Consider the following 23065-nt stretch of genomic DNA (forward strand, 5'->3'; position numbering starts at 1 on the left):
CTATGCCCTCCTGTTGAACGCCGCGCCTCAGCGCAGGCGCTCGATCTCGTCGGCGAGCTGCGTGTTGCGGCTCGTGTAGAAGGTTTCGATGTCGGCCATGCGGCGATCGATCTCGCGCAGCTTGGAGCGGACCTCCTGGGTCGAGCGGCGCGGGTTGGCGCGCACGCCCTGCCAGAACTTGCGGTCCTCGTCGTTGTGGTAGAGCCCGATCGGCTTCTGCGACGTGACCATCGCCAGGCCGAGATAGACGAAGAACATCAGCGGGAAGGTGAGGAAGAAGAGGACCAGGAACCCCAGGCGGATCCAGAGCGGGTCGACCCCGGTATATTCGCCGAGCCCCTCGCAGACGCCCAGCCACTTGCCGTTGATCTTGTCGCGGTAGAGTTGTGTGCGGCTTGCAGACATCTCAGTTCCTCCGTGTGCGTTCGTAGTCGGGAAGCTCGCGGATCGGGGGCAGCTCGGGCCCACGCACGCGGAACTCCGGATTGTCGGCGGCGATGATCCGCTCGATCGTCTGCAGGCGGTCCTCCAGGCGGCGGGCCGTATAGTGCAGCTCGTCGAGCAAATTCTCGTCCTCGCCGGTCAGCGTCTTCGCCTGCTTCCACTTGGTGACATAATGCAGGATCACCCAGGGCATCCCGATGAAGAGCATGCCGACGACGATGAACGCCATGAAAACGTCTTCCATCGTCTCAGCCCTCCTTGTTCAGGCGCGCCTTGAGCGCGGCCAGCTCGGCATCGACCTTCTCGGCCGACTGGAGCTCGGCGATCTCCTCCTCCAGCGTCTTCTTGGGCGCGCCCAGCGCCAGCGCGTCGGCGCGGCCCTCGGCGAAGTCGACCCGGCGCTCGAGCAGGTCGAAGCGGCTGAACGCCTCGCTCACCTTCGAGCCGTTGGTCATCTCGCGCAGCTTGACGCGGTTGTTGGCGCTTTCCAGGCGGGTCATGATCGCGTTCTGGCGGGCGCGGGCGTCGCGCAGCTTGGTCTGCAGCTTGGCGATATCCTCTTCCGAGGCGCGCAGCGCATCGTCGAGCACATGGATCTCGGCGTTGAGCTGATCGCACATGTCGGCCGCCTTCTGGCGCTCGACCAGCGCCGCCTTGGCCAGGTCCTCGCGCTCCTTCGAAAGGGCCAGCTCGGCCTTCTCGGTCCAGCTCGCCTGCAGGTTCTCCAGCTTCGCGATATGGCGCCGCATCTCCTTCTGGTCGGCGATCGTGCGCGCCGCGCTGGCGCGGACCTCGACCAGGGTCTCCTCCATTTCGAGGATGATCATGCGGATCATCTTCGCCGGGTCTTCCGCCTTGTCGAGAAGGTCGGTCATGTTGGCGGCGATGATGTCGCGGGTGCGAGAGAAAATGCCCATCTTCAACTTGCTCCTTGGAAACTTCGTGCCGCCGGGCGGGCTAGGGGGTACCCGCCCGGCGGGACCGCTCAGGCAATTGCCCGAGTGGAAACTTCTGCCGTCGCGGTGGCGGCGGGGCCGACCACGCTGGCGAGGCAGGTGGTGCTCACGACCAGGGTGCAGGTGATCGCCGCCAGCGTGGTGCGAAAGCTGTTGTTGCCCTTGTACATGTCGTTTCGTCCCTCTGATCTCGTATCTGGTTGCCGCCCGATGCGGCATGCCAGGAATATTGCAGGGGGCGTGCCAATTTCAGTCAGCCGCGGAAATCCGCCATTTTTATCGTGTTTCAGCCGCCGCGCGAAATGCAGACTTGCCAAGTGTTGGGAAAATACGCCAAAGCTTCGGACATGGAACGCGCAACCCAGGTCATCGGTCAATCCGGCGCCTTTCTCGACGCACTCGAGCTCGCCTCGCGCGCGGCGGCGCTCGACCGTCCGGTGCTGGTGATCGGCGAACGCGGCACCGGCAAGGAGCTGGTCGCCGAGCGTCTCCACCGCCTGTCGCCGCGCTGGGACCAGCCGCTCGTCATCATGAACTGCGCCGCGCTGCCCGAGACGCTGATCGAGGCCGAGCTGTTCGGCCATGAGGCGGGCTCCTTTACGGGGGCCGCCAAGTCGCGCGCCGGCCGGTTCGAGGAGGCCGATGGCGGCACGCTATTCCTCGACGAACTCGGCACGCTTTCGATGGCGGCACAGGACCGGCTGCTGCGCGCGGTCGAATATGGCGAGATCACGCGGATCGGTGCGTCCAGGCCGATCCAGGTCGATGTCCGTATCGTCGCCGCGACCAACGAGCATCTGCCCGAACGGGTCGAGCAGGGAAGCTTCCGCGCCGACTTGCTCGACCGGCTGAGCTTCGAGGTGGTGACGCTGCCCCCGCTGCGTGCGCGCGCCGGCGACATCCTGGTGCTCGCCGAGTTCTTCGGACGGCGCATGTCGTCGGAGATCGGCCGCGACTGGGAGGGGTTCGGCCCGACCGCGCTCGATGCGCTCACCGACTATAGCTGGCCCGGCAATGTCCGCGAGTTGCGCAACGTCGTCGAGCGCGCGGTCTATCGCTGGGACCGGCACGGGCCGGTCGACGCGATCCAGATCGACCCCTTCGCCTCGCCCTATCGCCCCAAGCCGATGCCGCACGGCATCCCGGGCAACGCTGCCCCGGTCCAGCTCGTCACCGAGGAGCCCGGCCCGCTGCCGCGCCGCGACGACGATCTCTCGGGCGACTTCAAGAGTCGCGTCACCCGCTTCGAGCGCGAGCTGTTGAGCCGCGCGCTGTCCGAGAACCGTTTCAACCAGCGCGCCACCGCCGAGGCGCTGGGCCTCAGCTACGACCAGCTCCGCCACGCGCTCAAGCGTCACGAACTGCTGAACGCCGGCGGCTAAGTCGGCCCTCAACACGCTTCTTCAGCCGTCACCCCAGCCTTGGGGCCCACCGGGAGGCGGGCGCTGCACAAGAGGATCTAGGTCAAGCGGTGCGGCACCGTGGACCCCGGCACAGGGCCGGGGTGACGGATCGTATCGGGTCAATTCTCAGCCATTGCCAGCGCCGCCACCCAACGCCTATCGGCCGCGGATGGAACTTACCGCCGAAATCCTCGCCTTCCTGATCGCGATCGCCTTTATCTCGGGCACGATCGACGCGATGGCGGGTGGTGGCGGGCTGCTCACTATCCCCGCGCTGATGGCGGTGGGCGTGCCACCGGTCGCGGCGCTCGCCACCAACAAGCTGCAGAGCAGCTTCGGCACCGCCTCGGCCTGCATCGCCTATTGGCGCGGCGGGCATATCGATCTCGCCCGCTTCGCGATCCCCGCTGCCGGCGCGTTCCTCGGCTCGGCCGCGGGCGCCTTCACCGTCCAGCATGTCGATCCGACCTTCCTCACGGCCTTCGTGCCGGTGCTGCTGATCCTGATGGCGCTCTATTTCCTGCTCGCCCCGCCGATGAGCGACGTCGACCGCGTCGCACGGCTTGGCCGCTTCGGGCTCACCGCGGTCGCGATGGTGCTCGGCTTCTATGACGGCTTCTTCGGTCCGGGCGCGGGGTCGTTCCTCACGACGATGATGGTCGCGCTCGCCGGGCTCGGGCTGGTCCGGGCGATCGCCAATGCCAAGTTCCTGAACTTCGCCACCAATGTCGCCGGTCTGCTGGCGATGATCGCGGGCGGCAAGGTGTTGTGGCTGCTCGGCCTCAGCATGGCCGCGGCCAACATCGTCGGCAACCAGATCGGCGCGCGCCTCGCGATGCGCTTCGGGGGCAGGGGGGTGCGTCCGCTGCTCGTGCTGATGTCGGTCGCGCTGACCGTCAAGCTGCTCGCCGACCCGGCCAATCCAGTGTGGGAGCTGCTCCCGCACTGATCGCCCATTTCGATCGCGTCACGAGAAAAATTTGTGCGGCGAAGCTCCGGCTGATGCGTTAGGCGGGCGCGACACCAGAAAATGGAGGGTAAAGATGGCTTTCGAACTTCCCACGCTGCCTTACGCCAAGGACGCGCTCGCGCCGACCATCTCGGCCGAGACGCTCGATTTCCACTATGGCAAGCACCACAAGGCCTATGTCGACAAGACCAACGGCTTCGTCGCCGACAAGGGGCTGGAGGGGAAGAAGCTCTCCGAGGTGATCCGCCACGCCAAGGAAACCGGCGACAAGGCGCTGTTCAACAACTCGGCGCAGATCTGGAACCACAGCTTCTACTGGTTCGGCCTGACCCCCGAGCCCAAGGAGCCCGCCGGCAAGCTCGCCGAGCTGATTGAGAAGAATTTCGGCTCGAAGGAAGAGTTGGTGAAGAAGCTGATCGCCGAGGCGACCAACCACTTCTCCAACGGCTGGGGCTGGCTGGTGCTGGACGGCGACGAGATCAAGGTGACCTCGCTCCACGACGCCGACACGCCGGTGGTCTATGACTACAAGCCGCTGCTGACGATCGATGTGTGGGAGCATGCCTACTACATCGACTACCGCAACGCGCGCCCGGGTTATCTCGAGGCGATCACCAAGATCATCGACTGGGATTTCGTCGCCGCCAACCTCGACGGCGAGGGCGTCAGCCGGGCCGATCAAGGCTGAACCGGGCGCTGGATATTGTCCTGGACGGGACAGGGAAGGGCCGGGGCATTGCTCCGGCCCTTTCTGCTTGGGATCCTCCGCGACGGTCGCGCGATCAGTTGAGCGCGCGCGACAGCCAGTGCATGACGTTCAGCGCGAACTGGCGATTGTCGAGACCTTCGACGTTCATGCCGATACGCAGCTGCGGCCGGCCCGGACCAAGCCGCACGAGCTGCGCCGACAGCATGCCGGCCTCACCGAGCACCACGACCCGGCCGGTGCCGTGCGCGAACGCGACCCCCTGTGCCCGCCCGCCGATAGCCTCGACGCCCTTGGGCATCCCCGGAGCACTGCTCTTCGTCGCCCGCAAGGCAGCGTCCGAACCGTCCAGAAGGGCGCGATCCGGCGCCTCCCATGCTTCGGCAGGAAATCGCAGCAGTGCGATCGAACCCGGCGGGCCGATCAGCGATTGTCCAGTGAAGGACTTGACGGTTCCGATCGCCTCGCCCGCTGAGCGTCCCTTGAGGATCGGATGGTCTCCGAGCCGGTCATTGCCGCGTGAATAGACGATCTGGCTCGTCAGGCCGCCGGCCTTGGCGCGTTCGAACGCCCATCCCTTGCCGAACCTGACGCCCAGGCGTGTCGCGAGTTGCTCGGCGGCAAGGCCGAAGGGTGCGTGATCGGCGATCAGCAGCAGCGAACCGCCCGCACGCACCCATTGGTCGATCGCGTCGATCTCCGCGGCGGTGAAGGCTGACCTGATCGTATCCTGGCCACGCGGGGATCCGGCATTGGCGATCACCAGCACCTTCGCGCCGGCGAGGCTGCCGGCGTCGAACGCCGCCCGCCCGGGCACCACCGTGTACCCGTCGGCGCGGAGCAGGGCGGCGAATGGCGCATATTGACCGGATGCGGTGTGGAAATTGTCGTGGCTCTCGTCGATGATCACCCGCGGGCCGTCCGCAGCATAAGCGGGCGTCGTGACGCTGGCATGGAAATCCGGATCGACGAGCTGCTCCTGGGCCTGAGCCGCGGGCACAGCGACCAGCATTGCAACCGATGCGACGAAACCGGCGATCCGCATAGGAGTCTCCGAGTTGGGGCGTTGTCCGGCGAGCTCCGGTTTACGCCCGAGGATTCGCCGGGATCAACCCGCTCACTGCTCCGGCGGCAGCGCCTTGTCGACGATCTCGCGGTCGGTCGTCAGGCCGTTGCGCAGCAGCATCGGGATGTTGCCCATCGCGAAGATCAGCGTCAGCGGCACCACGCCCCACAGCTTGAAGCCAACCCAGAAGTCCCAGCTTTGCGTGCGCCACACGATCTCGTTGAGCACCGCCATTGCGGCGAAGAACACCGTCCAGTTGATCGTCAGCAGCCGCCAGCCCTTCTCGGTCAGCCCGGGATAGGCGCTCTCGAGCAGCATCTGCAGCAGCGGCTTCTTCGTGATCAGCCCATAAGCCAGGACAATCGCGAACATCGCATAGACGATCGTCGGCTTGACCTTGATGAAGGTCTCGTCGTGGAACCACAGGGTCAGCCCGCCGAACACCAGCACCAACGCGCCCGAGATCCACAGCATCGGCGAGATGTGCTTGGTCTTCCATAGCGACACGCCCATCGCGACGAAGATCGCGACCATGAACGCTGCGGTCGCCGCCAGCATCCGCGCGAGCTGCGGCCCGCCCATGAAGCTGTTGACGGCGAAGAACACCGCGAGCGGACCGAAATCGATCAGCATGCGCAGGCCAGGAGAGGGGACGGGCTTGGTCTCGGTGGTCATGTTACCTCTGGAACGTTTCGACACCGGCGATGATCCGGGCGACCTCGTTGGGATCGAAGCCGCGCAGGTCGTCGACCTTCTCGCCGACGCCGATCGCGTGGATGGGCAGGCCGTATTTCTCCGCCGCCGCGACCAGCACCCCGCCCCGCGCGGTGCCGTCGAGCTTGGTCATCACCATGCCGGTGACGCCCGCGACCTCCTTGAATACCTCGATCTGGCTCAATGCGTTCTGTCCGGTGGTCGCGTCGAGCACGAGCACCACGTCGTGCGGCGCGCCGGGATCGATGCGCCCGAGCACGCGGCGGATCTTGGCGAGCTCGTCCATCAGCTCGCGCTTGTTCTGCAACCGGCCCGCAGTGTCGACGATCAGCACGTCCATGCGCTGGTCGGTCGCCTGCTTGAGCGCCTCGAACGCAAGCCCCGCCGCGTCGCCGCCCTCGGCCCCGGCGATGATCGGCACGCCGACGCGCTCGGCCCAGGTGCGCAGCTGCCCGATCGCCGCCGCGCGGAAGGTGTCGCCCGCCGCCAGCATGACCTTGAGCCCCTGATCCTTGAGGATCGCGGCGAGCTTGGCGATCGTGGTGGTCTTGCCCGATCCGTTGACGCCGATCACCAGGATTACCTGCGGCCGCGCCTTGTCGGTGGTCAGCGGCTTGGCGACCGGGACCAGCGCCTTCTCGATCTCCTCGGCGACCACCAACCGGATGCCGAGATCCTCCATGCCTCGCTCGAACTGGCCCTCCGCCAGCCGGTCGCGCACCCGCGCCGCGGTGGCGGGGCCGAGGTCCGAGGCGATCAGCGCTTCCTCGATCTCGTCGAGCGTATTGTCGTCGAGCCGCGCTGCGCCGAGGCCCGCAAGGTTGCCGACCAGCCGGTCCGACGTCTTCTTGAACCCGCCGAGCAGCCGCTCGCGCCACGAAGGTCCGCTCACGCCGCCTCCTCGCTCACCAAACCATTTTTCGTCACCCCGGGCTTGACCCGGGGTCCCGCTACCTCACCCGCCGCCAATGAGCGGGATCCCGGGTCAAGCCCGGGGTGACGGGGAGTGGCGAAGAGATTGCCGTTCTGCACGTCGATAATCGTCACTTCTCGAATTGTCCCGATTTCGGCTGTGTCACTCAGCCGAACCTCCGCGAAATTGCCCGCATGCCCCCGGTCGCCCGGCCGCTCCACCAAAATCGCCTGCCGCGTTCCAACGAGCGAGTCCAGCCAGCGCGCACGCCGCGCCGCCGCCCGCTCGCGCAACGCCGCCGCGCGTGCCTTGGCGATGCCAGGCGCGACCTGCGGCATCCGCGCCGCGGGCGTGCCGTCGCGCGGGCTGTAGGGGAAGATGTGCGCATGGACGATGTCGCAGTCGTCGATCAGCGCCAGCGTATTGGCGAACATCGTCTCATCCTCGGTCGGGAAGCCCGCGATCAGATCCGCGCCGATTGCGATGTCGGTCCGTGCAGCCTTTAGCCGTTCGACCAACGCGACCGACTGGGCGCGCAAATGCCGCCGTTTCATCCGCTTGAGCACCATGTCATCGCCGGCCTGCAGCGACAGGTGGACATGCGGCATCACCCGCGCTTCCTGAGTCAGCAACGCGAACAGCCGCGCGTCGATCTCGATCCCGTCGAGCGAGGAGAGCCGCAGCCGCTCGACCGCGGTGCGCGCCAGTACCCGCTCGACCAGCATGCCAAGGCTCGGCGCACCCGGCAGGTCGGGGCCGTAGCTCGTCAGGTCCACTCCCGTCAGCACGATCTCGCGATGCCCGGCTTCGACCAGCGCCCGCACCCGCTCGACCACGGCGCCCGCGGGCACCGACCGGCTGTTCCCGCGGCCATAGGGGATCGCGCAGAAGGTGCAGCGGTGATCGCACCCGTTCTGCACCTCGACGAAGGCGCGGGCGTGCGCGGAGAAGCTCGCGGCGAGATGTGGCGCGGTCTGCCGCACAGCCATGATATCCTGCACCTGGACTTTCGCGTCGTAAGCTTCCCAAGCTTCTGCTCGCAGCTTCTCGGCATTGCCGATCACCCGGTCGACCTCGGGCATCGCGCCGAACGCCTGGGGATCGATCTGCGCCGCGCATCCGGTCACCACCAGCTGCGCCCCCGGCCGCGCCCGCCGTGCGCGCCGGATCGCCTGGCGCGTCTGGCGCACTGCTTCGTTGGTCACCGCGCAGCTGTTGACGACGACGACATCCTTGGACCCAAGCAGGGCACGGATCGTTTCGCTTTCGGCAAGGTTGAGCCTGCAGCCGAGGCTGATTACCTCGGGTCCGGGACAGGAGGACGACATGGACGGCGATCTAGTTGCGACGGACGGCGAAGTCCATGACGAGGCACAGGTGGTGCTCGACTTCTGGTTCGGTGAGCTCACCCCCGAGCAGCATTTCGCCAAGGACGATGCGCTCGACGGCCGGATCCGCGAGCGTTTCGCCACGCTGCACGACCTCTTGCTCGCGACCGGCGCGGCGGGGTGGCGCAACGATCCCGGCAGCCTGCTCGCCGCGGTGATCGTGCTCGACCAGTTCAGTCGCAACATCCATCGCGGCACCGCCCAGGCCTTTGCCGGCGACACGCTCGCGCTCGCGCTGACAATGGAGGCGATCAAGAAGGGCTGGGACCGCGACCTCCCGCCCGATCGCGCGGCATTCCTCTACATGCCGCTGATGCACGCCGAGAATCCGGAGGCGCAGCGTCTCTGCATCCAGAAAATGGCGGCGATCGGCCTCGACGAGCAAGTCCGCTATGCGATGGGCCATGCCGTAGTGATCGAGCAGTTCGGCCGCTTCCCCAGCCGCAACGCCGCGCTCGGCCGGAAGTCGACCCCCGAGGAGCAGGTCTATCTGAGCCAGCCCGGCGTGGGGTGGTGACGGTCTAGCCCACCAGCCGCTCGTCGCCCGGCTGGATCGGTACGACTTCGGCTGCTGGACGCATCGCGGCAGGCTGGACGAGCAGCCGCTTCTCCGCGAGCAGCCGCCGCGCCCCGGCGAGCGACAGTGGTTTGCCGTAATACCAGCCCTGCGCCTTGGCGCAGCCGAGTACCTTCAAGCGCGCCTCGATCGCCGCGTCCTCCACGCCCTCGGCGGTGATCGGCAGGTTGAGGCTCTCGCCCAGGCTGACGATCGCGTTGACGATCGCCGCCGAATCCGCGCTCTCGTTCAATGAGATGACGAAGCTCTTGTCGATCTTGATCCGGTCGAAGGGCAGGGCGCGCAGGTGCGCGAGGCTCGAATAGCCGGTCCCGAAATCGTCGAGCGCGAGCCGCGCGCCCTGGTTCTTGAGGGAGCCGACGATCGACTGCGCGAGCGCCAGATTGTCGAACAGCGCGCTCTCGGTGATCTCGATCTCCAGCCGGCTCGCTGGGAAGCCGGTCTCGGTCATCACCTTGATGATCTTCTGCGACAGCCACGCGTCGCGCAGCTGCCAGGGCGAGATGTTGACCGACAGGGTGAGCGCCGGGTCCCAGTCGCGCGCCGCGGTGAACGCCTGGTGCATGATCGAGAGCGACATCTCGGAGATCATGCCGGTTTCCTCGGCGATCGGGATGAACAGGTCGGGGCTGATCAGCCCGCGCGTCGGATGCTCCCAGCGCGCCAGCACCTCGAACCCGTGCAGCTTGCCGGTGGCGAGGTCGATCTGCTGCTCGAAATAGGGGACGATCTCGCCGCGCGGGATCGCCGCGCGAAGTCCGGATTCGAGCTCGTTGCGGGTCTGCAGCTCACGCTCCATCGACTGGTCGAACCAGGCGTAGCGGTTGCGGCCCGATTTCTTCGCGGCGTACATCGCGATATCGGCCGAGCGCATCAGCGCGTCGATACTCTGACAATCGAAGTCGGAGCGCGCGACGCCGACCGAGCAGGAGATATGGAGGCGGAACCCGTCGGCCTCGATCGGCTGCGCCATGCGCGCGACCAGCTTGTCGGCGATCCGCTCGACCGTGTCGGGTTGGCCAGGATCGAACAGGAAGCCGCAGGCGAATTCGTCGCCGCCCAGCCGCGCGGTGAGCGCGATCGGCGGCATCGCCGCAGCGATCTCGCCCGCCACCGCGCGCAGCAGCGCGTCGCCGACGGCGTGGCCGTGCATGTCGTTGATCGTCTTGAAATGGTCGAGGTCGACGATCAGCAGCGCCATCGCCTTGCCGCGGCGGTGCGCGCGCACGAACATCGCGGCGCCTTCCTCGGCCAGGCTGCGGCGGTTGAGGAAGCCGGTCAGCGGATCGCGGCTCGCCAGCATGTGCGCGCGCTCCTCGGCGGCGGTGCGGATGCGCACCTCGGTGCGCAGCGCGTGGTGGCGGCGCCAGCCGAACAGGATCAACGCGACGTTGAGCAGTAGCGCGATCACCAATGTGCGGTCGGCGGGTGCGCCGCCCTCGAAATAATGTTTGAGCGTCTTCGACAGCACCGAGCTGCCGGTGCCGACGAACATCAGGATGGCGGCGACGCTGATCGCCCCGGTGATCAGGTCCGTGCCGGGCGGCTCCCGGTCGAAATCGCGCGTGTCGTCATAGTCCAGCGCCATGCCGGAAGGCCCCCTGTCTGCTCAGCGAGGCGGTATTTCACGTCGAGGGTGTAGATGGAGTTAAAACTGCGGGCAGTTGCACCCATCTCCATTTCCGGCTAAGCGGCCCGCCGACCGTTCCCAGGAACGCGACGCATGTTTGCCCAAGGGCAACGCTGGCCGACGAGGTTTCGTCCGCCGGCGTGTTTTGCGTTTCGGCATCTGGGAAGAATTGGAGAAGCGAGTGTTCGATAGTCTGAGCGAACGGCTTGGCGGCGTTTTCGACCGTCTCAAGGGCCGTGGCGCGCTGACCGAGGCCGATGTGCGGACCGCGATGCGCGAAGTGCGTATCGCGCTGCTCGAGGCCGACGTCGCGCTGCCCGTCGCACGCAGCTTCGTCGACGGCGTCACCGAGCAGGCGGTCGGCCAGCAGGTGCTGCGCTCGGTCACGCCGGGGCAGCAGGTCGTCAAGATCGTCAACGACGCGTTGATCGCGATGCTCGGGCCCGACACGGCCGAGCTCAGCATCGACGTCACCCCGCCCGCCGTCATCATGATGGTCGGCCTGCAGGGCTCGGGCAAGACCACCACCACCGCCAAGCTCGCCAAGCTGCTGAAGAAGCAGGGCAAGAAGGTGATGATGGCGTCGCTCGACGTCAATCGTCCCGCCGCGCAGGAGCAGCTCGCGGTGCTCGGCACGCAGATCGAGGGCGCGACGCTCCCGATCGTTTCCGGCCAGCAGCCGGTCGACATCGCCCGCCGCGCGCTCCAGGCCGCGAAGCTGCAGGGCTTCGACGTGCTGATGCTCGACACCGCGGGCCGCCTCCACGTCGACCAGCAGCTGATGGACGAGATGAAGGCGGTCGCCGACATCTCGCGCCCACAGGAAATCCTGCTCGTCGTCGACAGCCTGACCGGTCAGGACGCGGTCAACGTGGCGCAGAGCTTCGGCGAGCAGGTGCCGCTCACCGGCGTCGTGCTCACCCGCATGGACGGCGATGCCCGCGGCGGCGCTGCGCTGTCGATGCGCGCCGTCACCGGCAAGCCGATCAAGTTCGCCGGCGTCGGCGAGAAGCTCGACGCGATCGAGCCGTTCCATCCGCAGCGCGTCGCCGGCCGCATTCTCGGCATGGGCGACGTCGTCAGCCTCGTTGAGAAGGCCGCGCAGGCGATCGAGGCCGAAGACGCCGAGAAGATGGCCGCCCGGCTGGCCAAGGGCCAGTTCGACATGAACGACCTGCGCAACCAGCTCGCGCAGATGCGCCGCATGGGCGGCCTCGGCGCGCTCGCCGGCATGATCCCGGGCATGAAGAAGGCGCAGCAGGCGATGGCCAATGGCGCGGTCGATGAGCGCATCCTGCTCCGCATGGACGCGATGATCACCTCGATGACGCCCAAGGAGCGCGCCAAGCCCGAGCTGCTCAACGCCAAGCGCAAGATCCGTATCGCCAAGGGCAGCGGCACCAACGTCCAGGACGTGAACAAGCTGCTCAAGATGCACCAGGAAATGTCCACCGCGATGAAGCGCATCAAGAAGATGGGCGGGCTCAAGGGGCTGATGGGGATGCTTGGCAAGGGTGGAATGGGCGGCCTCGGCAATGCGCTGGGCGGCCCGCAAATGGGTGAGATGATGGGCAAGCTCGGCGGCCCAGGCGGCGGGCTGCCCGGCCTCCCGGGCAATGGCGAGATTCCCCCCGAGCTCGCAAATCTTTTGAACAAGAAGAAGTAATTGGTTCAGACTTTTAAGAAGGAAGACTAAGAATGGCACTCAGCATGCGTCTGTCGCGTGGCGGCTCGAAGAAGCGCCCTTACTACCGGATCGTCGTCGCCGACGCCCGCTCGCCCCGTGACGGCAAGTTCATCGAGAAGATCGGCACCTACAACCCGCTTCTCGCCAAGGATTCGCCCGAGCGTATCAAGCTCGACACCGATCGCGCCAAGCATTGGCTGAGCGTCGGCGCGCAGCCGACCGACCGCGTCGCCCGCTTCCTCGACGTCACCGGCGTCAAGGAGCGCGCTGCGCGCAACAATCCGAACAAGGGCAAGCCGGGCGAGAAGGCCGTCGAGCGCGCCGAGGAGCGTGCCGAGAAGCTGAAGGCCGCCGAGGAAGCCGCCGCCGCGGCCGCTGCGGCGCCGGAGCCCGAGGTCGTCGAGGAAGCGCCCGTCGAGGAGGAAGCTGCGGTCGAGGAAGCGCAGGCCGAGGCCGTCGAAGTCGTCGCCGCCGAAGTCGAAGCTGCGACCGAAGAGCCGACCGCGGAAGCCGAGCAGGTCGCCGAGGCGGTTGCCGAAGAGACCCCGGCCGTCGAGGCTTCCGCGGAGGAGGCTTCCGCGGAGGAAGCCCCGGTCGAGGCCGCTGCCGAGGAAGCTCCGGCTGCCGAGGAAGCCGCCGCCGAGGAGGCCCCGGCCGCCGACGCGACCGAGGAAAAGGCCGAGGGCTGATCCTTGGCTAACGACTCTCCCGTCACGCTCGCCGTCGTCATCGGCGCGCACGGCGTGACGGGGGAGGTCCGCTTGAAGGTCTTCGCCGAGGACCTCTCCGCGCACAGCAGCTTCAACGGCGGTGCGCTGACGCTCAAATCGGTGCGGCATGGCCCCAACGGCGCCATCGCCCGCTTCGCCGAAATCTCCGACCGCACCGCCGCCGAGAAGCTCCGCGGCACCGAACTCGCCGTTCCCCGCGCCGCGCTGCCGCCGCTGGGCGAGGGCGAATATTACCACGCCGACCTGATCGGCCTCGCCGCCGTCTCCGAAACGGGTGAATCGATCGGCACCGTCGCCGCGGTCGAGAATTTCGGCGCTGGCGACGTGGTCGAGGTCGAGAAGTCCGACGGCAAGCGCTTCATGGTGCCGATGCGGCCAGAGGCTGTGCCCCGCTGGGACGAGGCCACGCTCACCGTCGCAGAGGGCTGGGCCGAATGATCGCCGTCCTCTCGGACATCCATGGCAACCTTCCCGCGCTCGAAGCGGTCATCACGGACGCCCGCGACGCGGGTGCCACCAGCTTCGTCAATCTCGGCGACAGTCTCTCGGGCCCGCTCTGGCCGGTAGAGACCGCCGATCTCCTGATGCGTGAGGGCTGGCCGACGATCGCCGGCAATCACGAGCGGCAGGTGCTGACTCATTCGCTCGAGCGGATGGGCGCCTCCGACCGCTTTGCCAGCGAGCGGCTGAGCGCTGCGCAACTGGCCTGGCTCGCCGCGCAGCCGCCCGTGCTCGCACTGACCGACGACATCTTCCTCTGCCACGGCTCGCCGCGCAGCGATCTCGAGCCTCTGCTCCACACCGTCGAGCCCGCCGGCATCCGCGAAGCCACCGGTGCTGAGATCGCCGAGCGCCTCGGCGACACCGCCGCCGCGCTGACCCTTTGCGGCCACACGCATCTCCCACGCGTCATGAAACTGCCCGACGGCCGCACCGTCGCCAACCCGGGCAGTGTCGGCCTCCAGGCGTTCCACGACGATCACCCGCTTCCCTATGTCGTCGAGAATGGCGATCCGCTTACCCGCTATGCGCTGGTCCGCGGTGCCGAGGTCGAGTTGCGCGCCGTCGCCTATGACCACCAGGCGGCCGCGGCCAAGGCGGCGCGCGAGGACAGGGACGATTGGGCCGTCGCCCTGCGCACCGGCTTCGCCGACTGATTTTCGCTTCCAAAGTTGGATTTTATCTGGTTGCCTCGGGACATGAGGATGCCCCGAGACCCGCGCCGTTCGACCCGGCCAATGCCGGTTGACACCCGCGCGCGAAACCCCGTCAAAACTGTCAACTTTGTCAACTGGACGGTCCTCGCCGCGCTGCTCGCGACGGCGCCGTCGCTTGCCGCCGCCCAGGCGCACCCGCCGGTCCCGCCCGCCGCCCTCGTCGAGATCGGCGATGCATTCGCCAGCTTCCAGCAGCGCACGCCCGTGCCCGGTCTGGTCTATGCCGTGGTCAAGGACGGCAAGATCGTCCTTTCGGCGATGCAGGGCGTGCAGACGATCGGCGGCGCGCCCGTCACGCTCGACACGCGCTTCCGCATCGCCTCGATGAGCAAGGCGTTCACGGCGCTCGCCATCCTCAAGCTGCGCGACGAGGGCAAGCTCGCGCTCGACGATCTCGCCGAGAAGCACATCCCCGAGATGCGTGGCTGGAAATACCCGACCAGCGACAGCCCGCGCATCCGCATCCGCGACCTGCTCGCCCATGTCGGCGGTTTCGTCACCGACGATCCTTGGGGCGATCGCCAGCAGGTGCTCACCGAAGCCGAGTTCACCGCGATGATCGCCGCGGGCGTGCCGTGGGGCCGCCCGCTCCAGAGCCAGCACGAATATTCGAACTTCGGCTACGCGCTGCTCGGCCGCATCGTCACCAACACCTCGGGCAAACCCTACCAGGCCTATATCCGTGACACGATCATGCAGCCGCTCGGCATGAGCGCCACCACCTACGACATCACGCAGGTGCCCAGGGACAAGCTCGCGATCGGCTATCGCTGGGAGAATGAGGCGTGGGTCGAGGAACCGTCGATGCGCGACGGGGCCTTCGGTGCGATGGGCGGGGTGATCACCACCGCGCCCGACTATGCCAGATGGGTCGCGTTCCTGCTCGCGGCCTGGCCGTCGCGCGACGGTCCCGAGACCGGCCCGGTCAAGCGCGCCACCGTGCGCGAGATGGCGCAGGGCCTCAATTTCGTCCGCATCGCCCCGCGCAACGGCGCGCCGGAAGGGGACAAATGCGTTCACGCCTTCGCCTATGGCATGGGGATGCGGGTCACGCCCGACTGCAACCTCGGCCTCACGCTCAGCCATGGCGGCGGCTATCCCGGCTATGGCAGCTTCGTGGTGCTTGCGCCCGAGCTGGGCATCGCGGCGTTCGGCTTCGCCAACCGCACCTACCAAGCGCCCGCCGTGCCGGTGTGGCAGTCGCTCTGGGCGATGGCAAAGGCCGGTGCGATCGTGAATTACGACAAGTACAAGCCGCTCAATCCACTGCTCACGCAGATGCAGGACGCCGTCCGCACCGCCTATGCCGCGGGCACGCTCGCGCCGCTCGAGGGCAAGCTCGCGATGAACTTCACGATGGACCGCTCGGCGGAGAATTGGGTGAAGGAATTCGCGCGGATCAAGGCGATGGTCGGCGACTGTCCCACTGCCGAGCCGTTGCTCCCCAACAACTATCTCTCCACCAGCTTCCGCTGGAACTGTGCCAAGGGCAAGCTCGACGGCCAGATCCTGCTCGCGCCGACCAACCCGCCGACGATCCAGGCGCTCCGCTTCGCGCCGCGACCGGACTGAGCTCGCCCGCCGCTCGCGCTTGCAATGTTGGAATGTTTCTGATTTGTTCCAATTCGTGATGGTTGCGCGTCTGCTTCTTTCCTATCCCCGCGACATCGGAACCGTCCGAGAAGGGGAAATCGGGGGGGACGTAGTATGAACTTTGACAGCTTCCGCGGTGAATCAGCGCCGGATCGGGCGCTGCTGCGCGAGCATGTTGCGGATCGTCGTCGCCGCCACGCCCGCTTCGCCCATCGCATGGCTGATCTGGTCGAGCCCCTTGACCACGTCGCCCGCCGCGAACAGCCCGGGGATCGAGGTGCGCTGGTGATCGTCGACCTCCAGGCACCCGTCTTTCGAAGCATTCGCGCCGGCCGCGATGGCGAGGCCGGAGCGGATACGCGAGCCGAGCGCGGGATAGAGCGTATCGAACGCCATCCGGCCATTGGCCGTCCCGACACCGATCCGCTCGCCCTCGATCCGGAACCCGTCGCACGGCCCGTCGATCCGCGCGATTCCGGCCGCATCGAGCTCGGCTCGGCAATCCGCGTCCAGCCGGTGCTCCGCCTCCGGCGCGATCAGCGTCACATCGGCGCTGTAGCCGCGCAGGAACACCGCCTCGCGCATCCCGTGGTCGCCGGTGCCGATCACCCCGATCCGCTGGTCGGTCACCTCATAGGCATCGCAGATCGGGCAATAGCGCAGCAGGCCGCGCCGCAGCGCTTCGCCATGCAGTTCGTCTTCGATGCCCTCGGGCCGATGATTGACCACGCCGGTCGCCAGCAGAACGGCGCGCGCCGGAAAGGTGCGACCGTCGGCATGCACCGCGAACCCGGTCTCCAGCGGTTCGATCCGCGTCACCTCGAGCGTCTCGCGCACTGCGCCGAAGCGTTCGGCCTGGGTGAGCATCAGTCGAAGCAGTTCGCTTCCGGCGACGCCCTCCGGGTAGCCCGCATGGTTGCGCGTCTTCGGGATCAGCGCCGCGCGGCTCGATCCGCAGTCGAACAGCCGGATCGAGAGATGGAAGCGCGCGAGGTAGATCGCCGCGGTCAATCCGGCCGGTCCCGCGCCGATAATGATGCAATCCTCCATGCCGTCTCCCTTGCCAAGCGGCCGTCAAGCCGCGAACAGGCGCCATGAGCTTCGCCGCCACCGTCCTAACGCTTTACCCGGAGATGTTTCCCGGGCCGCTCGGCATTTCGCTCGCCGGGCGTGGCCTCGCCGAGGGCAAATGGTCGCTCGATACCGTGCAGATCCGCGACTTCGCGACCGACAGGCATCGCACGGTCGACGACACCCCGGCGGGCGGCGGGGCGGGGATGGTGCTCAAGGCGGATATCCTGGCGGCCGCCTGTGACAGCGTCGGCTATGACCGCCCGATGCTAGCCATGACCCCGCGTGGCGCCCCTCTGACCCAGCGGCGCGTGCGCGATCTTGCGGCCGGTCCCGGCGTCTCGATCCTGTGCGGCCGGTTCGAGGGATTCGACGAGCGCTTGTTCGAGGCGCGGGCGATCGAGCCGGTCTCCATCGGCGACTATGTGCTCTCCGGCGGGGAGATGGGGGCGCTGGTGCTGCTTGACGCTTGCATTCGCCTGCTTCCCGGCGTAATGGGCGCGCCTTCCAGCGGGGTCGAGGAAAGCTTCGAAAGCGGCTTGCTCGAATATCCGCAATATACCCGGCCCGTCGAATGGGAAGGGCGCACGATCCCCGAAGTGCTGCGATCGGGGGATCATGCGAGGATCGCGGCCTGGCGCAAGTCGATGGCCGAGACCGATACACGGCTAAGGAGGCCGGATCTTTGGGAGCGCCATGAGGGCGCTCGGGTCCAGTCTCCCTCTGGCGCGCGGCGACAGAAGGACGAATGAGATGAACCTCATCCAGCAGATCGAGGCCGAGAACGTCGCGAAGTTCCTGGCCGACAAGAAGATTCCGGATTTCCGCCCCGGCGACACGCTGAAGGTCGGCGTGAAGGTCGTCGAAGGCGAGCGCACCCGCGTCCAGAACTATGAGGGCGTCTGCATCGCCCGCGCCAACAAGGGCATGGGCAGCAACTTCACCGTTCGCAAGATTTCGTTCGGCGAGGGCGTCGAGCGCGTCTTCCCGCTCTATTCGCCGAACATCGACAGCATCGAGGTCGTCCGCAAGGGCGTGGTGCGTCGTGCCAAGCTCTATTACCTGCGCGGCCGCACCGGCAAGTCGGCCCGCATCGCCGAGCGCCGCGACGTGCGCCCGTCGAAGGAGGTCGAAGCGGCCGAATAAGCCGCGTCGCCAGACGAACAGCACGGGGCGCGGAAGGCTTGGCTTTCCGCGCCCCGCTTCGCTTCGGCGCGTTGAATTTCGGCCGAGTCGCCCTACCTTGAAGCTGTGGTGAACCGGAGGAATCAGATAGCGACGATCGCGCAGCTGAAGCTGCCGCTCTACGTCGCGTCGCTCTGGCTCGCACTCGCGACGGCGCTGCTTTCCTCGCTGATACCCGCCGGCTTGCCGCGCACCACCGTGCTCGGCTCCGCGTTCAACCCGGCGACCACCGCCGTCGCGCTCCAGCCGACCCGCGCCCAGCCGCGCATTCTTGCCGAGAATGTCCGCCGTGATGATAACCCGGCGAGCGGGCAGGGCGGCGCGATCCAGATCCTTTCAATTCCCGCCCTTCCGGCCGTTCGACCGGACGCCATCGCCGCTGTTCCCAAGCCAGCGACGGTGGCGTCGCCGATCGTCTCGCATGCCGTGGTCGACGGCAGCCCGCGTGGTCCGCCCCTGACCTGACCTTCCTGCCAACCCGCCGCGCACGCCGCGCCGAATTGGGAGAAACGTCATCGAAACGCCACGCAACAAGCGGCCGCCCTGGTGGTTCGCGCCCGCCGTCTGGGGCAGGATTGCCGGCAGCGCCGCACGCGCCGCGGCGCTGGTCGGCGCGACGACCGAGTGAGCCGCCCACAACAGGGACATCGAACTGCCTATGCACCACACGCCGCTCATCGCCACCATCGTCGCGGGCCTCGTCATGGCCTTCATCATGGGGTCGCTCGCCCACAAGCTGAAAGTGTCGCCGATCGCCGGCTATCTGCTCGCGGGGATCTTCGTCGGCCCGTTCACGCCCGGCTTCGTCGCCGATGGCGATCTCGCCGCCGAGCTCGCCGAGATCGGCGTGATCCTTTTGATGTTCGGCGTCGGCCTGCACTTCTCGCTGCGCGACCTGCTCGCGGTGAAGGGCGTCGCGGTGCCTGGCGCGATCGGCCAGATCGCGGGCGCGACTTTGATGGGCATGGGGCTGAGCTGGGCGCTGGGCTGGGACCCGCTCGCCGGTTTCGTCTTCGGCCTCGCGCTGTCGGTCGCCAGCACCGTCGTGCTGCTCCGCGCCCTCCAGGGCTTCGGCATCGTCGACACCGAGCGCGGTCGGATCGCGGTCGGCTGGCTGATCGTCGAGGATCTGGTGATGGTGCTCGCGCTGGTGCTGCTGCCCGCACTCGCCGAGGTGATGAAGGGCGACGCGCCGGCGAGCTGGACGGCATTGCTCGTGCCGCTCGCGCAGACCGCGTTCAAGGTCACTGGCTTCCTCGTCGTCATGCTGCTCGTCGCGCGCCGGGTGATCCCGATGGCGCTCCATTGGGTGGTGCATACCGGCTCGCGCGAGCTGTTTCGTCTCGCCGTGCTCGCGATCGCGCTCGGTGTGGCGTTTGGCGCGGCGGTGGTGTTCGACGTGTCGTTCGCGCTCGGTGCCTTCTTCGCCGGGATGATCCTCGGCGAGACCCCGCTCAGCCGCCAGGCGACCGAGGAGACGTTGCCACTGCGCGATGCGTTCGCTGTGCTGTTCTTCGTCTCGGTCGGCATGTTGTTCAACCCGGCGGTGGTGGTCGAACAGCCGCTGCCGCTGATCGCCACGGTGCTGATCATCGTGCTCGGCAAGTCGGTCGCGGCCTATCTGATCGTCCGCGCGCTCAAATACAGCCACCGCATCGCGATCACCGCCGCGGCGAGCCTCGCGCAGATCGGCGAATTCTCGTTCATCCTGGCGACGCTCGGCACCAGTCTCGCGATCCTGCCCGCGGCCGGCCGAGACCTGATCCTTGCCGGCGCGCTGCTCTCGATCCTGTTCAACCCTTTCATCTTCAACTGGTTCGTGCCCAAGCGGCAGGAGAAGACCGACCCGATCGAGCCGCCGGTCGATACCAGCGACCTGCGCGACCATGTCGTGCTGGTCGGCTTCGGCCGGGTCGGCAAGCTGATCGCGCGCGACCTGCTGGCGAAGCAGCGGCGCTTCATCCTGATCGAGGACCAGGCGGATATGGCGCGCGATGCTAAGGCCGAGGGGTTCGATGTGGTGCGCGGCAACGCGGTCGATCCCGAGGCGCTCAAGGCCGCCGGGGTCGAGCGCGCCGCCAGGCTGCTGATCGCGATCCCTGAAGGGTTCGAGGGCGGCGCGGTGGTGGAGGCGGCGCGCGCGATCAACCCCGGCATCGCCATCGTCGCGCGCGCGCATTCGGACGCCGAGGTCGAGCATCTCGAAGCCAAGGGCGCGGGCGAGGTGGTGATGGGCGAGCGCGAGATCGCCTCGCGCATGCTCAGCTTGTGTGCCGTGCCGGGCGCACGCCGACGCAGCAGGGCTGGGAAGCGATGAGCCGCAATTTCCGCAAGGAGATCGACCGCCGCATCGCCCTGCTCGAGCGAACCCGCGACACGCTCGACAATTGCATCGGCTGCGGTCGCCTGTCGCTGAAAAAAATGCGGACTGTTCAACCCGGGGACCGGCTGGGCGCCGAGGGGCCGGGACCGCGTCAGGTGCTCGGTCGCCTCTGATTGCATTGGATACTTTACGCGCACGCGTCGAGGCCCGATAGCCGGCGCATCGACACAAATATGAGCGGGTTGCGGGATGTGGAAAGCTGTGGTGGGTGGATTGGTGGCAATGGCGGGGGCGATGGCAATGCCGGCTGAGGCGCAACAGACCGCGCAGCCGCTCACGCTTGAACGCATCTTCGCCAGCCCCGACCTCGCCGGCACCACGCCACGCGCACTCAAGCTCTCGCCCGACGGCAAATATGTGACGGTGCTGCGCAACCGCACTGAGGACCGCGACCGGTTCGACCTGTGGGCGATGGACACCGCCAGCGGCGAATGGCGGATGCTGGTCGACAGCAAGAAGGTGGGCACCGGCGCCGAACTGTCCGAGGCCGAAAAGATGCAGCGCGAGCGCGCGCGGATCGGTGGCACGCGCGGGATCGTCGCTTATGACTGGGCGCCCGACGGCAGGTCGATCCTGGTGCCGCTCGACGGCGACCTTTATCTTGCCACGCTCGGCGGGGAGGTGCGCCGCCTGACGCAGAGCGAGGCTGGCGAGCTCAATCCCGAGATCAGTCCGCGCGGCGGTTTCGCGAGCTTCGTGCGCGACCAGAACCTCGTCGTGCTCGACCTCGCCACCGGCAAGGAGGCTAAGGCGACCAGCGAGGGCAAGGGCACCGCCTATTTCGGTGAAGCCGAGTTCGTCGCGCAGGAGGAGATGGGCCGCAAGACCGGTTATTGGTGGTCGCCCGAAGACAAGCGCATCGCCGTGCAGCGCTTCGACGAGGCGCCGGTCGGCATTGTGAGCCGCGCGGCGATCGGGGCGGAGGGCACCAAGGTCTACGACCAGCGCTACCCCAAGGCCGGCACCGCCAACGTGCTGGTCGAGCTCTATGTGATGAACCCCGACGGCAGCGGCCGGGTGAAGGCGGATCTCGGCAGCGAAACCGACATCTATCTCGCCCGCGTCGACTGGACGCCCGATGGGAAGACGCTGCTCATCCAGCGCCAGAACCGCGCGCAGACCGTGCTCGACATGCTCGCGGTCGATCCCGCGACTGGCAAGTCGCGCGTGCTGTTCAGCGAGAAATCGGGCGAGCGCAGCTGGATCAACCTCTCCGACGCCTATCGCCCGCTCAAGGACGGCAGCCTGATCTGGTGGTCCGAGCGTGACGGGCACGGCCATCTCTATCGCTTCCGCGACGGCAACTGGACCCAGCTGACCAAGGGCGACTGGGAAGTGGCCGAGCTGGTCGGGGTCGATGAGGCGAAGGGGCGGGTGACCTTCCTCGGCAACAAGGACGGCGTGCTCGAACGGCATCTCTACACGCTTGATCTCGACAAGCCGGGCGCGGTGACGCGGATCAGCGAGGCGGGCTATTGGTATGCCGCGAAGACCAACGACGCCGCGAACCGGATCGTCGTCACCCGCTCCAAGGGCGACCAGCCGCCGCAAGTGATGCTCACCGATGCGGCGGGCAAGCGCCTCGCCTGGATCGACGAGAATGCAGTGAAGGGCGATCATCCCTATGCGCCCTATCTCGCCAGCCATCGCGAGAAGCAGTTCGGCACGATCAAGGCAGCCGATGGCACGATCCTGCACTGGGAGATGATCACGCCGGCGCTGAGGCCGTCATATCGCTATCCGGTATTCTTCCATCACTATGGCGGCCCGCATTCGCAGCAGGTGAGCAAGGCGTGGGGCGGCGCGCTGCAGCAATATATCGTCGATCAGGGTTATATCTGGTTCGCACTCGACAATCGCGGCGCGGCCAATCGCGGCAAGGCGTTCGAGGATCATCTGTTCCAGGCGATGGGTGGAGTCGAGGTCGAGGACCAGATGGCCGGCGCGGCATATCTCAAGACGCTCGACTTCGTCGATCCCCTCAAGATCACCACCTATGGCTGGTCGTACGGCGGCTATATGACGCTCAAGCTGCTGGAAGCGGCGCCCGGGGTGTTCGCGGCCGGCGTCGCGGGTGCGCCGGTGAGCAAGTGGGAACTCTACGACACCCATTATACCGAGCGTTACATGGGCGACCCGCGCCAGGTGCAGGCGGCGTACGACAAGGCCAACACGGTCGCCGACGCGCTCAGGATCGCGGATCCGCTGCTGCTGATCCACGGCATGGCCGACGACAATGTCGTGCTCGAGCATTCGACCGTGATGATGGCGAAGCTCCAGGCCGGCGCGGTGCCGTTCGAAACGATGCTCTACCCCGGCCAGACCCACAAGGTCGGCGGACCCGGCGTCAGCGTCCATTTGTGGAAGACGATTATCGAGTTCCTCAATCGCAGCATTGCCGCGTCGGACATAGTCGCGCATTGAATTGACG

Annotated in this window: 24 protein-coding genes and 1 pseudogene; 15 read left to right on the forward strand and 10 right to left on the reverse strand. The window is 67.2% G+C overall.

Features of this window, described 5'->3' with window-relative positions:
• Positions 1–27: 27 nt before the first annotated feature.
• From pspC to OK349_RS00990, 4 genes are all read right to left on the reverse strand, one after another.
• A complete protein-coding gene (gene pspC / locus OK349_RS00975; RefSeq protein WP_265115968.1) occupies positions 28–405 on the reverse strand; it encodes an envelope stress response membrane protein PspC in 378 nt (125 codons plus the stop codon).
• A 1-nt stretch (position 406) separates the two neighbouring features.
• Positions 407–688, reverse strand: coding sequence for an envelope stress response membrane protein PspB (gene pspB / locus OK349_RS00980; RefSeq protein ID WP_265115969.1), 282 nt, complete (start codon positions 686–688; stop codon positions 407–409).
• A 4-nt stretch (positions 689–692) separates the two neighbouring features.
• Positions 693–1361, reverse strand: coding sequence for a phage shock protein PspA (pspA, locus tag OK349_RS00985; RefSeq protein WP_265115970.1), 669 nt, complete (start codon positions 1359–1361; stop codon positions 693–695).
• A 68-nt stretch (positions 1362–1429) separates the two neighbouring features.
• Positions 1430–1777, reverse strand: a complete 348-nt coding sequence (locus OK349_RS00990) for a hypothetical protein (RefSeq protein WP_265115971.1) — start codon at positions 1775–1777, stop codon at positions 1430–1432.
• Between OK349_RS00990 and pspF the strand changes: the two genes are divergently transcribed.
• The 3 genes from pspF to OK349_RS01005 all read left to right on the forward strand — a co-directional run bounded on the left by pspF (position 1748) and on the right by OK349_RS01005 (position 4461).
• A complete protein-coding gene (gene pspF / locus OK349_RS00995; protein WP_265115972.1) occupies positions 1748–2782 on the forward strand; it encodes a phage shock protein operon transcriptional activator in 1035 nt (344 codons plus the stop codon). The two genes, OK349_RS00990 and pspF, sit on opposite strands and share 30 nt — an antisense overlap.
• Positions 2783–2972: 190 nt before the next feature.
• On the forward strand, positions 2973–3752 hold the full coding sequence (locus OK349_RS01000) for a TSUP family transporter (protein ID WP_265115973.1): 780 nt from the start codon (positions 2973–2975) through the stop codon (positions 3750–3752).
• A gap of 94 nt (positions 3753–3846) precedes the next feature.
• Complete coding sequence (locus tag OK349_RS01005; protein WP_265115974.1) at positions 3847–4461, forward strand: superoxide dismutase; 615 nt, start codon at positions 3847–3849, stop codon at positions 4459–4461.
• Between the two features lie 94 nt (positions 4462–4555).
• Here the strand turns inward: OK349_RS01005 and OK349_RS01010 are convergent, their stop codons facing one another.
• From OK349_RS01010 to mtaB, 4 genes are all read right to left on the reverse strand, one after another.
• A complete protein-coding gene (locus tag OK349_RS01010; RefSeq protein WP_265115975.1) occupies positions 4556–5524 on the reverse strand; it encodes a DUF4350 domain-containing protein in 969 nt (322 codons plus the stop codon).
• Between the two features lie 72 nt (positions 5525–5596).
• Positions 5597–6220, reverse strand: a complete 624-nt coding sequence (locus tag OK349_RS01015; protein ID WP_265115976.1) for a septation protein A — start codon at positions 6218–6220, stop codon at positions 5597–5599.
• Between the two features lies 1 nt (position 6221).
• Complete coding sequence (gene ftsY, locus OK349_RS01020; RefSeq protein ID WP_265115977.1) at positions 6222–7151, reverse strand: signal recognition particle-docking protein FtsY; 930 nt, start codon at positions 7149–7151, stop codon at positions 6222–6224.
• Positions 7148–8500 carry a tRNA (N(6)-L-threonylcarbamoyladenosine(37)-C(2))-methylthiotransferase MtaB gene (mtaB, locus tag OK349_RS01025; RefSeq protein ID WP_265115978.1) on the reverse strand — a complete coding sequence of 451 codons (1353 nt, stop codon included), beginning with the start codon at positions 8498–8500 and terminating at the stop codon, positions 7148–7150. The genes ftsY and mtaB overlap by 4 nt, the downstream gene beginning before the upstream one ends.
• Between mtaB and OK349_RS01030 the strand changes: the two genes are divergently transcribed.
• On the forward strand, positions 8499–9077 hold the full coding sequence (locus tag OK349_RS01030) for a DUF924 family protein (RefSeq protein WP_265115979.1): 579 nt from the start codon (positions 8499–8501) through the stop codon (positions 9075–9077). The two genes, mtaB and OK349_RS01030, sit on opposite strands and share 2 nt — an antisense overlap.
• A gap of 4 nt (positions 9078–9081) precedes the next feature.
• Here OK349_RS01030 and OK349_RS01035 read toward each other — a convergent pair whose 3' ends face one another.
• Positions 9082–10725, reverse strand: coding sequence for a putative bifunctional diguanylate cyclase/phosphodiesterase (locus tag OK349_RS01035; RefSeq protein ID WP_265115980.1), 1644 nt, complete (start codon positions 10723–10725; stop codon positions 9082–9084).
• Positions 10726–10948: 223 nt separating this feature from the next.
• Here OK349_RS01035 and ffh point away from each other — a divergent pair, with 223 nt between their 5' ends.
• From ffh to OK349_RS01060, 5 genes and pseudogenes are all read left to right on the forward strand, one after another.
• Positions 10949–12433, forward strand: a complete 1485-nt coding sequence (gene ffh / locus OK349_RS01040; protein ID WP_265115981.1) for a signal recognition particle protein — start codon at positions 10949–10951, stop codon at positions 12431–12433.
• Positions 12434–12465: 32 nt separating this feature from the next.
• Positions 12466–12903: pseudogene (gene rpsP / locus OK349_RS01045) on the forward strand (30S ribosomal protein S16); the annotation flags it as partial.
• A gap of 243 nt (positions 12904–13146) precedes the next feature.
• Positions 13147–13623: a ribosome maturation factor RimM gene (gene rimM / locus OK349_RS01050; protein WP_265115982.1), complete on the forward strand. Its 477-nt coding sequence runs from the start codon at positions 13147–13149 to the stop codon at positions 13621–13623.
• Complete coding sequence (locus OK349_RS01055) at positions 13620–14342, forward strand: metallophosphoesterase family protein (protein WP_265115983.1); 723 nt, start codon at positions 13620–13622, stop codon at positions 14340–14342. Before rimM ends, OK349_RS01055 begins: the two co-directional genes overlap by 4 nt.
• Positions 14343–14423: 81 nt before the next feature.
• The gene (locus OK349_RS01060; RefSeq protein ID WP_265115984.1) at positions 14424–15974 is read left to right on the forward strand and encodes a serine hydrolase domain-containing protein; all 1551 of its coding nucleotides are present in this window, start codon (positions 14424–14426) and stop codon (positions 15972–15974) included.
• A 162-nt stretch (positions 15975–16136) separates the two neighbouring features.
• On the opposite strand, the gene OK349_RS01065 is transcribed toward OK349_RS01060, so the two are convergent.
• Complete coding sequence (locus OK349_RS01065) at positions 16137–17045, reverse strand: NAD(P)/FAD-dependent oxidoreductase (protein ID WP_265115985.1); 909 nt, start codon at positions 17043–17045, stop codon at positions 16137–16139.
• Between the two features lie 44 nt (positions 17046–17089).
• On the opposite strand from OK349_RS01065, the gene trmD reads away from it, so the two are divergent.
• The 6 genes from trmD to OK349_RS01095 all read left to right on the forward strand — a co-directional run bounded on the left by trmD (position 17090) and on the right by OK349_RS01095 (position 23058).
• The gene (gene trmD / locus OK349_RS01070; RefSeq protein WP_265115986.1) at positions 17090–17818 is read left to right on the forward strand and encodes a tRNA (guanosine(37)-N1)-methyltransferase TrmD; all 729 of its coding nucleotides are present in this window, start codon (positions 17090–17092) and stop codon (positions 17816–17818) included.
• 1 nt (position 17819) lies between these two features.
• Complete coding sequence (rplS, locus tag OK349_RS01075; RefSeq protein ID WP_265115987.1) at positions 17820–18212, forward strand: 50S ribosomal protein L19; 393 nt, start codon at positions 17820–17822, stop codon at positions 18210–18212.
• 108 nt (positions 18213–18320) lie between these two features.
• The gene (locus OK349_RS01080) at positions 18321–18716 is read left to right on the forward strand and encodes a hypothetical protein (protein WP_265115988.1); all 396 of its coding nucleotides are present in this window, start codon (positions 18321–18323) and stop codon (positions 18714–18716) included.
• A gap of 193 nt (positions 18717–18909) precedes the next feature.
• On the forward strand, positions 18910–20568 hold the full coding sequence (gene ybaL, locus OK349_RS01085) for a cation:proton antiporter domain-containing protein (protein WP_372340527.1): 1659 nt from the start codon (positions 18910–18912) through the stop codon (positions 20566–20568).
• A complete protein-coding gene (locus tag OK349_RS01090) occupies positions 20565–20747 on the forward strand; it encodes a MerR family transcriptional regulator (RefSeq protein ID WP_265115989.1) in 183 nt (60 codons plus the stop codon). Before ybaL ends, OK349_RS01090 begins: the two co-directional genes overlap by 4 nt.
• 121 nt (positions 20748–20868) lie before the next feature.
• The gene (locus OK349_RS01095) at positions 20869–23058 is read left to right on the forward strand and encodes a S9 family peptidase (RefSeq protein WP_265115990.1); all 2190 of its coding nucleotides are present in this window, start codon (positions 20869–20871) and stop codon (positions 23056–23058) included.
• Positions 23059–23065 lie beyond the last annotated feature (7 nt).

This window comes from Sphingomonas sp. BT-65 (assembly GCF_026107375.2).
GTDB lineage: Bacteria > Pseudomonadota > Alphaproteobacteria > Sphingomonadales > Sphingomonadaceae > Sphingomonas.

What these genes read in the sequence shown, in the direction of transcription:
- pspB (WP_265115969.1), bottom strand. Translation starts at nt 688, where the DNA reads ATGGAAGACGTTTTCATGGCGTTCATCGTCGTCGGCATGCTCTTCATC.
- OK349_RS01095 (WP_265115990.1), top strand. Translation starts at nt 20,869, where the DNA reads ATGGCAATGCCGGCTGAGGCGCAACAGACCGCGCAGCCGCTCACGCTT.
- OK349_RS01090 (WP_265115989.1), top strand. Translation starts at nt 20,565, where the DNA reads ATGAGCCGCAATTTCCGCAAGGAGATCGACCGCCGCATCGCCCTGCTC.
- mtaB (WP_265115978.1), bottom strand. Translation starts at nt 8,500, where the DNA reads ATGTCGTCCTCCTGTCCCGGACCCGAGGTAATCAGCCTCGGCTGCAGG.
- OK349_RS01015 (WP_265115976.1), bottom strand. Translation starts at nt 6,220, where the DNA reads ATGACCACCGAGACCAAGCCCGTCCCCTCTCCTGGCCTGCGCATGCTG.
- OK349_RS01060 (WP_265115984.1), top strand. Translation starts at nt 14,424, where the DNA reads ATGCCGGTTGACACCCGCGCGCGAAACCCCGTCAAAACTGTCAACTTT.
- pspA (WP_265115970.1), bottom strand. Translation starts at nt 1,361, where the DNA reads ATGGGCATTTTCTCTCGCACCCGCGACATCATCGCCGCCAACATGACC.
- OK349_RS01065 (WP_265115985.1), bottom strand. Translation starts at nt 17,045, where the DNA reads ATGGAGGATTGCATCATTATCGGCGCGGGACCGGCCGGATTGACCGCG.
- OK349_RS01030 (WP_265115979.1), top strand. Translation starts at nt 8,499, where the DNA reads ATGGACGGCGATCTAGTTGCGACGGACGGCGAAGTCCATGACGAGGCA.
- trmD (WP_265115986.1), top strand. Translation starts at nt 17,090, where the DNA reads ATGAGCTTCGCCGCCACCGTCCTAACGCTTTACCCGGAGATGTTTCCC.
- pspF (WP_265115972.1), top strand. Translation starts at nt 1,748, where the DNA reads ATGGAACGCGCAACCCAGGTCATCGGTCAATCCGGCGCCTTTCTCGAC.
- OK349_RS01010 (WP_265115975.1), bottom strand. Translation starts at nt 5,524, where the DNA reads ATGCGGATCGCCGGTTTCGTCGCATCGGTTGCAATGCTGGTCGCTGTG.
- ybaL (WP_372340527.1), top strand. Translation starts at nt 18,910, where the DNA reads ATGCACCACACGCCGCTCATCGCCACCATCGTCGCGGGCCTCGTCATG.
- OK349_RS01005 (WP_265115974.1), top strand. Translation starts at nt 3,847, where the DNA reads ATGGCTTTCGAACTTCCCACGCTGCCTTACGCCAAGGACGCGCTCGCG.
- OK349_RS01000 (WP_265115973.1), top strand. Translation starts at nt 2,973, where the DNA reads ATGGAACTTACCGCCGAAATCCTCGCCTTCCTGATCGCGATCGCCTTT.
- pspC (WP_265115968.1), bottom strand. Translation starts at nt 405, where the DNA reads ATGTCTGCAAGCCGCACACAACTCTACCGCGACAAGATCAACGGCAAG.
- rplS (WP_265115987.1), top strand. Translation starts at nt 17,820, where the DNA reads ATGAACCTCATCCAGCAGATCGAGGCCGAGAACGTCGCGAAGTTCCTG.
- OK349_RS01055 (WP_265115983.1), top strand. Translation starts at nt 13,620, where the DNA reads ATGATCGCCGTCCTCTCGGACATCCATGGCAACCTTCCCGCGCTCGAA.
- OK349_RS01035 (WP_265115980.1), bottom strand. Translation starts at nt 10,725, where the DNA reads ATGGCGCTGGACTATGACGACACGCGCGATTTCGACCGGGAGCCGCCC.